The 15292-nt window shown below is 50.6% G+C and carries 9 protein-coding genes; 3 read left to right on the top strand and 6 right to left on the bottom strand.

Features of this window, described 5'->3' with window-relative positions:
* Positions 1-8: 8 nt before the first annotated feature.
* Both TX85_RS12870 and TX85_RS12865 read left to right on the top strand, forming a co-directional pair.
* Positions 9-1697, top strand: coding sequence for an MGH1-like glycoside hydrolase domain-containing protein (locus tag TX85_RS12870; RefSeq protein WP_044479499.1), 1689 nt, complete (start codon positions 9-11; stop codon positions 1695-1697).
* A gap of 462 nt (positions 1698-2159) precedes the next feature.
* Positions 2160-3224, top strand: a complete 1065-nt coding sequence (locus TX85_RS12865) for a Gfo/Idh/MocA family protein (RefSeq protein ID WP_044479497.1) — start codon at positions 2160-2162, stop codon at positions 3222-3224.
* Positions 3225-5189: 1965 nt separating this feature from the next.
* Here the strand turns inward: TX85_RS12865 and TX85_RS12860 are convergent.
* The 6 genes from TX85_RS12860 to TX85_RS12835 form a co-directional block, all read right to left on the bottom strand.
* Complete coding sequence (locus tag TX85_RS12860; RefSeq protein WP_049894921.1) at positions 5190-6053, bottom strand: sugar phosphate isomerase/epimerase family protein; 864 nt, start codon at positions 6051-6053, stop codon at positions 5190-5192.
* A 1-nt stretch (position 6054) separates the two neighbouring features.
* Positions 6055-6768, bottom strand: a complete 714-nt coding sequence (locus TX85_RS12855) for a rhamnogalacturonan acetylesterase (protein WP_049894920.1) — start codon at positions 6766-6768, stop codon at positions 6055-6057.
* Between the two features lie 23 nt (positions 6769-6791).
* Positions 6792-8180, bottom strand: a complete 1389-nt coding sequence (gene uxaC, locus TX85_RS12850; protein WP_044479493.1) for a glucuronate isomerase — start codon at positions 8178-8180, stop codon at positions 6792-6794.
* Between the two features lie 305 nt (positions 8181-8485).
* The gene (locus tag TX85_RS12845) at positions 8486-9973 is read right to left on the bottom strand and encodes a UxaA family hydrolase (protein WP_044479492.1); all 1488 of its coding nucleotides are present in this window, start codon (positions 9971-9973) and stop codon (positions 8486-8488) included.
* Positions 9973-11394, bottom strand: a complete 1422-nt coding sequence (locus TX85_RS12840; protein WP_044479491.1) for a tagaturonate reductase — start codon at positions 11392-11394, stop codon at positions 9973-9975. Before TX85_RS12840 ends, TX85_RS12845 begins: the two co-directional genes overlap by 1 nt.
* Positions 11395-11513: 119 nt before the next feature.
* On the bottom strand, positions 11514-12515 hold the full coding sequence (locus tag TX85_RS12835) for a LacI family DNA-binding transcriptional regulator (protein ID WP_044479489.1): 1002 nt from the start codon (positions 12513-12515) through the stop codon (positions 11514-11516).
* A gap of 169 nt (positions 12516-12684) precedes the next feature.
* Between TX85_RS12835 and TX85_RS12830 the strand changes: the two genes are divergently transcribed.
* Positions 12685-14937, top strand: a complete 2253-nt coding sequence (locus tag TX85_RS12830; protein ID WP_044479488.1) for an AraC family transcriptional regulator — start codon at positions 12685-12687, stop codon at positions 14935-14937.
* The last annotated feature ends 355 nt before the right edge of the window (positions 14938-15292 follow it).

Genomic DNA, 15292 nt, shown 5'->3' with positions numbered 1-15292 from the left:
AGAGGCTGATGAGATTGAACGAGAGCTTATTGACAAGGCTGCGGAAGATGGATCCAGCGGCGCTGATCGGGGAATCCAAGCAAGCTTATCATAGTTCGGTAATTGCGGAGTGGCTGCATTCTGGTGTGAAGTTTGCGTCCTCCTCGCAGCGATTCGAGGAAGTCTATTTCTCCGCGGTCCGCAAGCTGCTGGACTGCATCGCCCCAGCCCGTGGCGTCGTTCCCGTTCTGCGGGAAGGCGGGGACTATCCGGGCACCTGGCTGGAGAGCACGGGAACGATCAACGCTGAACTGCTCTCGCGGTTCGTGCCCAGCGTGGCGGAGGCCACGTTCCGATTGTTCGCTGAGCATCAACGGGATGATGGCCAGATGCCGTATAAAGTGACCGAGCAGGGACCGGCCTATAGACAAATCCAGATGGTGACTCCGCTGGCCAGAAGCGTGTGGAATCATTTTAAGGTGAATGGAAGGGAGAGCAGCAAAGATAGCAACGCAAAAAATAAGGTCTTCCTGAAGGAAATGTACACCGCCATGACCCGGTTTGATGACTGGCTTGCCAGGTACCGGAATACGAGGGGCACTGGCAGCGTCGAGGCCTTCTGTACATTCGACACGGGACATGATCTGTCGCCGCGCTTCTGGCATGTTCCCGATTCCGCTCATTTGGACGATGCCCGGCAGTATGATCCGAGCTCGCCCGTCCTGCCGTTTTTGGCGCCTGATTTGACGGCCAATGTATATTGCCAGCGAAAATATTTGGCCCGGATGGCTCGGGAGTTGGGAGCGGAGGCGGAGGGTGCGGCATGGGAGGCCAAGGCTTTACTGAGCGAGAAAAGCCTGTTCAGGCACTGCTTCGATCAGAACGACGAATTTTTCTATGATGTGGATCGGAATGGGGAGTTCGTTCGTGTCCAGTCTGATGTCCTGCTCAGGGTCCTGGCTTGTGAGGCCGGGGATCGCGCGCTATTTGACAAGGCGCTTAGGCGCTATTTACTTAATACGAGCAAATTCTTCGCCAAATACCCTTTAACCTCGTTGGCAATGGATGATCCGCGTTTCGATCCGTCCTCCGCTTACAATAGCTGGGCAGGGCCGACGAATTTTCTGACGCTAATCCGAACGCCTCATGCTTTCGAGTATCACGGCAGATATGTAGAATTGACATGGCTGATGCAGCCGATCATGTCAGCAATGGCGAGAATGACACGCTTCTCGCAGACTCTAAGTCCTTGGACAGGAGAGGAGGGCTTCACGGATACTTACTCTCCATCGATTCTTTGCTTACTTGATTTTGTGGAGCGCATGTGCGGGATCCTGCCGACACCGGACGGTGAACTATGGTTCACCGGACTTGTTCCATATCCGATGGATCATGGGGAGGAGGTTTCGAACGAAACGGCTTATACTCGAATCGTTGACGGGATGAACTTCGAACTGGTTAACACGCGTCAAGGCTCAGCGATTTACTGCGACGGGGAAGCCCGTATTCAGTTTCCGTACGGTACAAGAGTGGTGACGGATCGTAATGGGCAGCTCATTAAGATCATCGGAATGATCGCGAGTCATGTGGAGGGGACGGTGCAGGTCGAAGGAAAGGGCTATCCGTTTTCAGTCAAAGGAAACGAGCAGCTTGCTTTTACAGGCGACGGCTTCGAGACGTTGAGCGATATAGGCATTGTTATGCCGACGTATCGATAGCGGATTGCTTGTTCACGGGGTTATAGCAAAAACTCGCCAATCATGAGGATTGAACTCTAAGCGGAGCGTCTGTCTGTAACTTATTGATCTAAGGCTACGGATCCGTGCAACCGCATTGGTTGATAGATGTTATTGAAGGGGGCTTGCTCCGACGAATCAGCGCTGAACATTACGGCGAAAAGAATGTTCCTTCTAAAAAGCGGTAAACTGCACTACTGATTCATTTAAGTCGCCAAGCCGGTAGCCTTACGGACCGATGGCGGCTTTTTTGATATGGATTCATGGCGAACAAGCCGTTCGTACAGCATTCTGCACGACATGATTTATGGAATATTGTCGCATTCACATAGAGAATCTTGTCGGTACTTGTGCTAGAATCAAATTGATGTACAATGAAGCTGTATCATCGATGGACGAATTGTCAGAATTGGATTTTGGACATTTGGAAGGGGTATTGGACAGATGCATCAAAACAGTCATTCTGTGGTCATTATCGGCTACGGCGGCATGGGAAGCTACCATGCAAAATTGATTAAGGATAACGAGCGCGTCAAGGTTGTAGGAACCTATGATATAGATTCTGTTCGCGCTGAGGCATCTACGCAGGACGGGTACCGGGCATACCCAAGTCTGGAAGCGGTATTGGAGGACAAAACGGTGGAATCCATCGTGATTGCCACACCGAACGACTCTCATAAGGAAATTGCGGTGCGTGCCTTCGCATCCGGTAAGAATGTCATCTGTGAAAAGCCGGTGACGATGAATGTGAGCGAGTTTGAGGAAATGACAGCGGCAGCCGAGGAAGCGGGCAAGGTGCTGATGGTGCATCAAAACCGCCGTTGGGACGATGATTTTCTGATTATCAAGCAAATGTACGATCAGAAGTCGATCGGGGATTTGTTCCGGATCGAGTCGAGAGTGCACGGAGCGAACGGCATCCCGGGTGACTGGCGCCACATGGAAGTGCATGGCGGCGGCATGCTGCTCGACTGGGGCGTGCACTTGCTGGATCAGGCGCTGTTCATGATCGACAGCAAAATAACGAGCGTAAGCAGCAGATTAAGCTTTATTCTGGGTGATGAAGTAGACGATGGCTTTGAAGCGACGATTCAATTCGAGAATGGGATCTCCTATCTGATTGAAGTCGGCACAACGAACTTTATTACACTTCCACGGTGGTATGTGAAGGGAACCGAAGGCACCGGAATTATCGAGGATTGGTCGATGACCGGCCGGACGGTTACTCGTAACCGCGAGGTGGAGCATGTGGAACCGAAGCCTATTCAGGCAGGTGTGGGCCTGACCAAGACGATGGCTCCGCCATCGGAGGAAGCGACGATTACGGGCGTATTGCCGGAGCCTTTCCGTCAGCCTTCCAGCTTCTATGACAACTTTGCGGATGTCCTCGACGGCAAAGCTGAGCCGATCGTCAAGAACGATCAGGTGCTTCGCGTGCTGAACCTGATCGAGGCGATCTTTGAAGGCGGCCGTACCGGCGAGACCATCAGAGACTTTGATCAATACTAATTTATGTGGAGGGTGTCCCGTAAGTCATCGCAGATGATCGGGGCACCCTCTTTTACTGCTTGAGCGTAATAGCAGGGAAGTGTGCAGTAGCAGCACAGGCAAAATGTGCAATAACAGAAGACAGTTAAACATTAGAGGGCGCATTAAGGTGCAACGTGTGAAGTATGCCTACGATCGCTGTTGTTCACGGATTTCTATGATTGGACTAAGTTCTAACAAGGTAGAAATCCGTTCACAAAGGCGAACGCTCCGAGCATATGCTCCTGAAGTAGCTTTCTTTCAGAAAGCTTTTACTTCAGCACACTTCACACTTATGCCCTAACTACTTCGCCTTTGCAGTTTAACTGATACGTGAGATTGCACCATGACTGCGCCACATGTTGCATTACAGTAAGCTGGCCACCTGTGGCCTGCAGGCAGGATACTCCGCGTAAGCCTCCTCCCAACTTCCCCCTTGCTGCCAGGCTCTCCTTAGGCTAGGCATCACAAATGGAAGCCTGTGCGATTCACTTTACGCATAGCCAATGGAACACTGGCGCCTGGAGTTGCGCCCGGTTATACGTTGCTTCGGACTTGTGCGGAACGCGGAACTTCGTTATTTGACTAGGTATTCCAGTCTTGTTCCGAACTTCAATCACCCTACAAGACGATATGAGCACCTCATTTTGCTCATGCTCGTCGGGTCGCGATTTAGTGAAATTACTTCCCTTAAAATCTTCATTCGACGCACGAACTCACATTTAGTGAAAAAACTTACCTTAGATCGTCAGTAACTAGTTAAAACCACGGTTTAGCCAACTTTAAGCGAAAGAATTTCACTATATCCGTATTTCCACCATTTCACCTAAATTTAGAGTAACTTTTTTCACTACATGCGTGTGATACGTATTTGCATGGGGGCGATTAGCCATCGTCATACAAATCTCACGCCGCGCATTGGGAGCTTCGCGCGGTGTGAGATCTGTATGATGCTGATGCGAGATGTGCGTATACGCACTTCGTCGGCCTTTGCAGAATGGCAGCTTGCGCGATAGAATATGCACGACATCAATGACCTACCGCGCCTAAAGTTGCAGCTCCGCTTCACGATGCTCCGGCCTTGCACCGAAACTTCGTCTGTCCTGCCAGTACGGAAGTTTTTCTCCGAACTTTACTCCTCCACTGGCATTCTAGGTCTTGCTCCGAACTTCAATCACCCTATAGGACGATATGAGCGTCTCATTCTTCTGCTCATGCTCATCCGGTCGCGATTTAGTGAAATTACTTCCCTTAAAATCTTCGTTCGATGCTCGAACCCACCTTTAGTGAAAAAACTTACCTTAGATCGCCAGTAACTAGCCAACCCCACGTTTTAGTCATTTTTAAGCGAAAGAATTTCACTATATCCGCATTTCCGCTATTTCACCTGAATTTAAGGTAACTTTTTTCACTGGATGCGTATGATCGTATTTTCATGCCATCGACCGATCCCGTCATGCTGCGAAACACCGCGTGCTGGAAGCTGCGCTCGGTGCGAGGTGTACTCATGCGTAAATGGTCGGTATTTTGCAAGAATCTACTGGAATACCCCTTGCTCTGCGGGATTGTTGATATTGGGGCATCTCCAATGATGATGCGGCGTTGCCTATTTACCTGCTTTGAGTATCTGTGTCATAGAGAGAGTGCGATGCAATCAGCACTATAAAGCCGAACCAAAGAACCCGCGTAATAAGGGCATAAGTGTGAAGTGTTAAAAGCTTTCTGTAAGAAAGCTACTTCGGAAGCATTAAGCGTAAGTGTTCGCCTTTGCGAGTGGATTCCTACCATTTCAGATTTTACTCAATCAAAGGAATCCGCGAACAACAGCGATCGTAAGCATACTTCACACGTTGCCCTCCGGCACGCGGCAAAATCATTGGTTGGTTTTATATTGGCCGTAGCTGCGCTCTCGCAGGAACTTGTGCCGAATGGTATCCACGCTACAGTCTATACTTCTTCATACAGCTGCTTAAGATAAGCGATGCTGTCTGCCATATGGCTCTCCGGCGTGCTTTCCAGAATGCCATGAATGTGCGGCCGCTCATACTTCATGTAACGCAGGATCGGCCTAAAATCCAACTCGCCTTGACCGGGGGGAACAATAACGATTTTGCCGTTGTCGAGCTTATAATCCTTGAGATGAACGACTGCGATCCGGTTACCAAGCAACTTCAGGGCCTCGGCAACCACCTCGGCCTGACGCGCGCTGTTATCCGGAGACATCAGATTCGCGCAATCAAGAATAATCTGAAGATTGTTGGAGGGAATGGCCTCCAGCAGCTTGCGTGCCAATGGAGCGGAATGAAGCGGATGATTCTGTCCTGCCTCAATTCCTACTGTAGCCCCGAAGCGTTCGGCTTCATCCACCATTGTCCGCACAGCACGGACAACCGCCTGATAAGCTTCCACGGTAAAATTGTCCTTTGTGTATCCAGCCCCGACACTGCCGGTTTCAGTGCCCACCAGACTTGCCCCAAAATCACGAGCCAGCCTTAGATGGGCAGCGAAGCTATCCAGCGCTTCCGCCCTCTGAACCGGATCGGGGGCGATAATATTAACGTAACAGCCCAATACGGTAATATGGATGCCAGCCCTCCGGAAGGCATTTCCGAAATACTGGGCGGTGCCCGGGCTTAATCCCTCCACGTTGGGGACGCTGTCCGGAAAGGACTTGCGAACGGCGAGCTGGACATGGGTAAAGCCATAATGCTTCACCCTGGCCAGCAGCTCCTCTAGGGGAAGAACCCCGAAATCATGAGCACGAACGCCTAAATGAAGCGGAGGATAAGAGGCTGATGGACGCTGATTCATCTTAGTCATTTCCCCCTTTATCATCGACTTGTCGAAGCTCGGCAGCCAGAACAGAGAGCGCATCGGCATAGCGAATCTCTGCTACGACCAGCTCGGCGATTTGGCAAGCTCCTTCCTCCGAAAAATGCGTGTCATCCTGAATGCCATCCGGGTAATTAGGATGGGCGCCAGGCGGCAAATGCATAAGCAGCCTGCGGGAGGCCTCTTCACCAAGCTGACGGTACAAATGCTGAGATGCTGCAAAAATATCCAATAGTATCGTCCCTGTAGTCCGGGCGACCTGGCGCATGACCTCCGGATATTCGGCGACTGCCAGCGGATCCAGCGTCCCGTCCGGTAGAAACTTCCGGCGGCTGACCGAGGTCAGCAGGACAGGAGTCGCGTCGCGGCTTCGTGCTAACTCTATAAAACGAGATAAATTGCCCGGATATTCGCGGACCGGATCGGCATATCGCGCGGGATCCTCCTGCTTGCCATCATTGTGTCCGAACTGGATAAACAGGTAGTCCCCAGCCTGCAGTTCACGTTCAATGGCCTCAAGCCGTCCTTCGTTCAGGAAGGACTTGGTGCTGCGGCCGTTAATTGCGCAGTTCTTAACTTTTATAGAAGAATTGAAATGACCCTGCAAATATTCTCCCCAGCCGGTCATCGGTTTCTCGGAGGCGCCTTTGAGCGCCGCTGTGGAATCGCCGGCAATGAACAAGGTTCGCTTCATCATCATGCTTCCTTTTCGCTTTGTTAGAACCCGAAATAGCCAGCGGCATTCCGGTAGGAAATATCTTCGACCATTTGTCCAAGCAGGGCTTCATCGTCTGGAGCTTCGCCGCGCTCTACCCATTCGCCGATCAGCTCGCATAGCACGCGACGGAAATACTCATGGCGGGTATAAGAGAGGAAGCTGCGGGAATCCGTCAGCATTCCGACGAAGCCTGCGAGCAGGCTATGCTCCGCGAACAGCTCAAGCTGCTTGCGCATGCCGCTGCGAGTATCGTTATACCACCAGCCTGAGCCTAGCTGCAGCTTGCCAGGCGTTTCCTTCTGATAGCAGCCCATTAGTGTGAGCAGGGCAGGGTAATCCTTCGAATTCAGCGAGTACAGAATCGTCTTAGGCAGGCCGCTTCCGCTCTCCGCGCGGTCAAGCAGCTTCGAGAGCGCTTCCGTAATCGGCAGATCATTGAGCGCATCGTATCCGGTGTCCGGACCAAGTTGCTTGAACATCAAGGTATTGTTGTTGCGGTAAGCATGAATATGAAGCTGCATCGTCCAGTCAAACTCACGATAGAAGCTGATGAGCGTGGAGAGCAGTTCAGTGCGGTATATGGTCACTTCAGCAGTGGTCAGCGTCTCGCCATTCTGTCTTTTTCGGAAAATAGCCTCCACAGTATCCGCATCTCCTGCTTCATAGCGCAGCACATCGAGCGCATGATCAGAGAGCCGGCAGCCGTGATCATGGAAATAGCCGACCCGATTCTTCAGTGCCGCCGTCAAATCGGCAAAGGAATGAATCGGCTGACCGGCCGCCGACTCCAACCGCTTTAGCCAGTCTCCATAGCCGGGAGCATCAATATTCAGCGCCTTGTCTGGGCGGAACGTTGGGAGGACACGAAAATCCTTCTCTTCTGCAGCCAGCCGCTGATGATACTGCAGTGAATCTACAGGGTCATCTGTGGTGCAGACCAGCTTGACGTTTGAATTCTTGATAATATTGCGGCGCTTGAACGGTTCGGAAGCCAGTTGCTGATTAACTTCATTCCAAATCTCCGGCGCCGTTTCCCGGTTCAGCGGCTTATCAATGCCGAAGAAGCGGCGGAGCTCCAGGTGAGTCCAGGTATACAGCGGATTGCCGATCGTTCTGGGTACGGTATCAGCCCAGGCAAGGAACTTGTCGTAATCCGAAGCGTCTCCGGTAATATGGGACTCCGGAATCCCGTTAGCCCGCATCAACCGCCACTTGTAGTGGTCTCCCGCAAGCCAGGCCTCGGTCAAATTGCGAAACGGTTTGTTTTCATAAATCTCTTGCGGATCCAGATGGCAGTGATAGTCGATAATCGGCATTAGCGAAGCATGCTTATGGAATAAGGCTTGGGCAATGTCAGTAGATAGTAGAAAGTTATCATTCAAGAACATGTCGTGTCAGACTCCTTTAAATGGGATATGGTTTTGGATGACTATAAAGTTGAACTAATACTTTGTACGTTAGGGGCAACGTGTGAAGTGTACTTACGATCGCTGTTGTTCGCGGATTTCACGATTAAAATAAACCAGCTAGGGTAGAAATCCGCTCTCAAAGACGAACGCTGACGCTTAATGCTTCCGAAGTAGCTTTCTTTCAGAAAGCTTGTAACACTTCACACTTATGCCCTTCTACGTAACTTCTTTAGTTCAACTTTATAGTCTAGGCTGTCTGCAGCTTATATTTATAAGTTCAACTTTTATAAAGTAACTCCTGTTTTGAAAATAGCTAATTCCCGCACATCGTTCTGTTCATTTCGGGTTGGCTGCCCGCTCGCAACGGCTATAATGTATTCAATAAATTGCTCAAGCACTTCTTCCATAGGTGTCTCCAGCAGCGGTCCGGCGTTGAAATCCATCCAGTGCTTCTTGTTCTCATACAGCTCATTATTCGTGGCAACCTTGACGGTTGGAACGAAGCTGCCAAACGGTGTTCCTCTGCCGGTCGTGAACAGCACCAATTGGCAATCGGCTGCACCAAGCGCCGAGGAAGCAACCAGGTCATTGCCTGGAGCTTGCAGTAGACTCAAGCCCTTTTTGCGAAGCTTCTCGCCATATTGCAGTACGTCAACGACCGGAGCGGTTCCTGCCTTTTGCGTACAACCCAGCGATTTATCCTCAAGGGAACTGATGCCTCCCGCTTTATTCCCCGGAGAAGGGTTCTCGTAGACCGGCTCGCCATAGGACAAGAAGTACTGCTTGAAGTTATTGATGAGCGAGACAATGTCCTCGAATACTTCTTTATTCTCTGCACGTGCCATCAGCATCTTCTCGGCGCCGAACATTTCAGGCACCTCGGTGAGCACGGTAGTGCCGCCCTGCGAGATCAGGAAATCGGAGAAGGCGCCCAGCAGCGGATTAGCTGTAATTCCGGAGAAGCCGTCCGATCCGCCGCATTTCAGCCCCACGTTCAGCTCGCTCAGGGGCACGGGCTCGCGGACATCATTCCGGGCTGCTTCATAAATTTCGTCGAGCAAGGCAAGTCCGGCCTCCAGCTCGTTGCCAACTTCTTGTGCGACCAGGAATTTAATCCGGGCTTCATCGTATTCGCCGAGCAGGCTTTTAAACTCGGAGACGATATTATTCTCACAGCCGAGCCCGAACACAAGCACACCGCCGGCATTCGGATGATTAACCGCGTCAAGCAGAATGCTGCGGGTCATGCGGTGGTCATCCCCAAGCTGGGAGCAGCCATAAGGATGCTTGAGCACGGTAATATTATCGAATGAAGTCTGGTCCGGGTGCGCGTTCTTGAATTCGCTGATCATCATTTCGGCAATCCCGTTCACACAGCCTACAGTAGGGACGATGAACAGGTCATTGCGAATGCCGACCTTGCCGTTCTTGCGGCGATATCCGTCAAAGGTCAAATCCCGCTTCGGATAAATGACCGGGTGGAGGTCAGGAACGTATTCATACGATTCCTCACCGGATAAATTTGTCTTCAAATTATGAGTATGGATATGCTCGCCTTTTTGAATAGATGCCGTGGCATGGCCGATCGGATATCCATACTTGACGATGATATCTCCTTGGTTGAAGGAGGATAAGGCAATTTTATGGCCGCGGGGAATATCCATGCTGGCCTCGACGGTGCTTCCGTCGAGAGCAAGCTGTTCTCCTGCCGTAATTGCACGCAGGGCGACTGCTACATTGTCCCGGGCGTTCATTTTCATCAGGCTGCGCATTAGCTTTCTCCTCCTATCACTTGCTGCAGTGCACTCCGGCTTCCTGCCGTTTCCAATTGCTTGAGATCAGCCCGCAGTTGTTCTACCAGTCCTGGAATTCCCGTCAGATCCTCTCCCCAAAGACTGGCATCGCTTAAGATATCGCTCAGGAAGCTCTCAGGCTTGGCAGCAGCTTGATCGAATGCAGCGAGCACCTCCGGACCGTCTTGACGCGGAAGGCGTCCGCCTTGATAGCCGAACAGCAATGCGGCAAAGGCCAGTACGGTCAGCCTCGGCAGTTGGCTGCGCTCCCGTTGATAACGGATCAATACAGGCAGAAGGCGGGTCTTGAATTTGGAAATACTGTTCAGATAAATAGAAGTCAACTCATGACGGATGAACGGATTCTTAAAGCGCTCCTGTACCGCTTCCGCATATTGAAGCAACTCCTGCTCGGGCAGATCGAGCATCGGCAGCAATTCCTGCTTCATCTGAACATCTACAAATTTAGAGAAGGCAGGATCATTCATGACGTCTTCGACGGTGACGAGTCCCGCCAGCAAGCCTAGAGATACCATGGCGGTATGCGGGCCGTTCAGCAGGTGCACCTTCCGTTCGCGATAAGGCGTCATATCCGGAGTGACAACCACATTAAGCCCGGCTTGCGCCAGCGGCAGGCGCTCTTTCACTTCAGCCGGACCTTCAATCACCCAGAACAGGAACGGCTCCGCAGTAACCATCAGCTTGTCGAGATATCCCAGCTCTTGCTCCAGTTCCTTGGCTTTGTCTCTCGGATAGCCCGGGACAATGCGGTCTACCAGACTGCAGCAGAATGTATTTTCTTCCTTGACCCATGTAATAAAGGCCTCCCCGGCCTGCCATTCCTCGGCATAGCGGAGGACGATCTCGCGAAGCTTCTCGCCATTCCGGTCAATCAGCTCGCACGGGATGATGATGAAGCCCTTCTTGCCCAGCTCAAAACGGCGAAGTAGCAGGGCGGTCAGCTTGGCCGGGAAGCTCTTGTGCGGAACGCTGTCCCGTTTGTCATCGGGGTGATACGCAATGCCGGCCTCAGTCGTATTGGAGGTAATAAACTCCAGGTCGTCGGCTTCTGCGAGTGCCAGGAAAGCTTCATAGTTCCGGTAAGGATTAATAATTCGGCTGACGCTTGTAATGATTTCCCGGCTGTTGACGGTTTCTTGATCCAGAATGCCGTTTAACAGAACCGTATACAGACAATCCTGCTCTGTCAGCATGTCTCCGAGTCCTTGATCGAGAGGCTGCACCAGGACAGCACTGCCCTGGAACAGTCCCTTATTGTTCATTTGCTGAAGCTGCCAGTCGACAAAAGCACGCATAAAATTTCCTTCTCCGAACTGAATCATGCGTTCAGGATAGGCGGGCAAATCAGGATACGCGGTTCTTGAAAGCTGTTGAGTCATACTTGGTTTTCGCTCCTTCGCTTAATGAAATGGATTAATGCACACGTGAACATTTTTATATAAAAAAAGAGGGACGCTCTTTTTTTAACAGGATTGCATGCGCTGATTCTGACAGAGAATCAAGCCTCTACTGTTGATACCGTGCTGCGGATCATTAATTCTGTCTTGACCAGCGATTGCTCAGGCTCTGCTTGCGGATTCTGCATGAGCTGGATCAGCTTATGGGTACCCAGCTCGCTGATGTCCACGATGGGCCTGCGGACCGTGGTCAGTGCCGGATTGGTATATTTGGCGAATACGATGTCGTCAAATCCGATCAGTGAAAGTTGACCCGGGATCAGCACCTCGGCGGCATAACAGGCATTCATAGCGCCAATGGCCATATCATCGTTAGCGCAAAATACGAATGTCGGCGGTACCGGCAGGGCAAGCAGGGCGTTCATCATTTGATAGCCGCTCTCGATGCTGTAGTCTCCGCTCACGAAGTAATCGGATGTGGAAGCCAGGCTGTGAGCAAGCAGGGCGTCAAGAAAGCCTTGCTTTCGTTCCGTAGTGGATTTAAATCCGGTTCGTCCTTCAATCATGGCCAGTCTCCGGTGTCCCTGGGCAATCGCATATTCCACAGCCTCACGGACGCCTCCCTTGTCATCGGATACCACGTTCATGATGCCCGGGTCCTCCAGATGGCGGTTCAGCACAACAAGCGGAATCCCCGCTCTTTTGACATGATAAATGAAGTCGTTATCCTTATCGCTCTGGCTCATGACGATAATACCGTCGAACCGTTGGGGAGAAATGCCGTCAAGGTGCTTGATGCTGTCAATTCCATGCACGGTTAAGCTGTAGTTTTCATCCAGTACGTGATTGATGCCTTTAATGACATCCACGAGGAAGCTGGCGGAGGTTCCCTGGTCAATGCTTGAGAAAAACAGCCCGATCGTATACGATTTTTTCATCACCAGACTTTTGGCATTGAAATTGGGCACATAGTTCAAATCAGCCGCAATCTTCTCAATCCGGTCCCGCGTCTCCTTCTTGATCAGCGGATTGCCGTTCAATGCCCGGGATACGGTGGTATGAGAGACACCGGCAACCTTTGCGATATCTTTAATCGTTACCATAGGACCTCTTCTTTTACGGAGAAATGATATGACTTTAACGATTTCATTGTAGTGCTAAATTCCCTTTTTAGTCAAGGGAAAACTAAATTGCACACGTGAAAATTATCATTGTCTCTCGACTTATGAAAGCGCTATAATAGAAGTGATTAAAATTAAAGGAGCGGCATGGATGCGTAAAGGAAGGTTGTTCTATAAGATTTTCATCCCGATTCTTGTGCTTGGCACCGGTTTGGTCGCAAGTTTTGCCAGTTATATTTATATCAGCACTGTAAGCTCGGTGAATGAGCGGATCGCCGGAAGCAAGCAAAATTTTATCTCCCAGACCCGAAACAATCTGGAGCAGCAAATCCGGACAATTGAATATGCATTCGACACGTACAGCACAACGACTTCCTTCAGCGAGGCTGTCAACAACCCGATTACCGGGCAGGACTTTATAGCCTACCGGAATGTAAACTCGCAACTCAACTACATTGCAACCATCGGCATGGAGCGAGCCAATTATGCCTTGATCAGCTTGAAGCATGACTGGCAAATTTCAGATGGCAGACTGTCGGCCTTAAGCAGGCAGGAGAAGAATGAGCTTCTTAAAGCATACGTTGAAAATAAAGACCAGAGCTTGTTCTGGATCAAGACAGAAACGGGCATCCGATTCGTGAATACCCTGCCGATCTATTCCAAGAACAAGCAGGCGATTGCCTTCTCCGATATATCGCTGGAAACCTTGAATCAAGCGATTCAAACGGGGGAAGACAGCAGTGTATTCATTTTAAACCGGCGGGGCGAATTAATCTATTCGAACTATCCGGAGGAAGCCCAGCTTACCCCGGGTCAAGTTACAAGTATTTTAACTTCCATTACAGAGGGAAGAGAGCAGACCGGTATATTATCGCTGAAGGAGCTTGATCCTCATGCGGCGCCGGCCAAGCTGATCTATGCTGTATCTGATTATAATAACTGGATTTATGTGACCCTGCTCGATCAGCAGGAGATCTCGGGGGCTTTGAAGCTGACCAAATTCGGGATCATTACGATGAGTGCTGTGTTGATGCTCCTGATCTCGGTCGTGGCTTATATACTAGCCATTTTCTTCACAAGGCCGATCAGACAGATTAAGAAAAGTCTCTCGATAGATGAGCAAGCGGCATCGAAGAATGAAATCGAGACGATCATCCAATCCATCGATACCATCGTCACTGAGAAGGAGAGCATGGAAAGCTTTTTGAAGGCGGAAATGCCGCAGCTGGAAACCCAGCTCATCACCAACCTGTTCCGTAACCGCGTCTCGGCCGATGAACTGGCAGCCAGATTGCCCCAGCTCGGATACCGGCAAATGAACGACAGTGTCTTCGTCACGATGCTGATACAACTGGATCATCTTGGCGAGCGCGAGGCTTCAAAGAAGGATATCCTGCTCTTGGCCGTCAACAAGCTGGTGGAAGAACAGATTCCCGCGTCTCAGCGGATGCTGCCGATCATTCTGAACGATAAGACACAAGCTACGATATTACGGTTCATAGGCAGAAGCGAGCAGGAAATTCGCCATCAGCTGCTGGAGCAAGCGACGATTCTCATGAAGAATGCGAGAGACTATCTGAAGGTATCGATCAGTATCGGACTCAGTAAAACCTATAGCAGCTTGCTGGAGAGTAAGGAAGCCTGTGAAATGAGCAAGCTGGCGCTGCACCACCGTCTCAATTTGGGAAAAGAATCGATTATTTTTTATGAAGATATTTCGATGGTTGTCTCAGGGCCTGTCATGCTGCATTATCCGATGGAGCTGGAGTCCCAGCTGTTTGATGCGATTCGTCTGGGGGACGAGGAACAGGTCAGCCGAACCTTATATTTGCTGCTGGCGGAAATGATGAAGAAGAATAAAAATTCCCTGAATTTCGAGGTCGCACTGGTTCGGTTCGTCAGCAATCTGATCGAGTTGGAGCAGCTTCTTGGGATTGAGGTGCTGTTAAAACAAGATAATTACACGCTGTACCATGTGTTGCTGGAGACGAGAAATCCGGAAGAGGTTGAACGCATGCTTGTGGAGGAAATTATTTTCCCCATGGTTCGGAGTATGAAGGATAAGACGAACAAGCAATTCCGCAGCCTGTCCGAACAGATCGCGGTCATTGTGAGGTCGGAGTATGACCAGGAGCTGACGCTGGAGCAAATCGGAGAAAGGCTTCACTATAATCCCAACTATCTGAGCAATATTTTCAAAAAAGAATTCGGCACGACCTTCAGCGATTACTTAATGAATTACCGTTTGGAAATGGCGAAAAAATGGCTGGTCGAGACAGATATGACGATCCGCGAGATCGCGGAGAGACTGCAGTATCATAAGCCGCAAAACTTTATCCGCTCCTTCCGGAAGAAGGAGCATGTGACGCCCGGCGAGTATCGCAAATCGAGGCAAGCCGTTTGAGCGAAGGGTAAAGGGCTGTCCCATAAGTTATCACCGGGACCCCATTCGGCGCAATCTCCTGCAAGTGCGCAGCAGTATAAAACCGTCTAAAGATTGATTCTGCGTGCTGGGGGCAACGTGTGAAGTGTGCTTACGATCGCTGTTGTTCGCGGATTCCTTTGATTAAATAAAATCTGAAATTGTAGGAATCCGCTCACAAAGGCGAACACTTTCGCTTAATGCTTCCGAAGTAGCTTTCTTACAGAAAGCTTGTAACACTTCACACTTATGCCCTTATTACGCAGGCTCTTCATTCCGGATTTGTATGTGCCGAACGCACTTTAATAGCTAACAATGCAGACCATGCAGTGACTAA

Source organism: Paenibacillus antibioticophila, from assembly GCF_000455265.1.
In the GTDB taxonomy this organism is placed as follows: domain Bacteria; phylum Bacillota; class Bacilli; order Paenibacillales; family Paenibacillaceae; genus Fontibacillus; species Fontibacillus antibioticophila.
The sequence above is the reverse complement of the archived record's forward strand: the minus strand, read 5'-3'. Positions and strand labels throughout refer to the sequence as shown.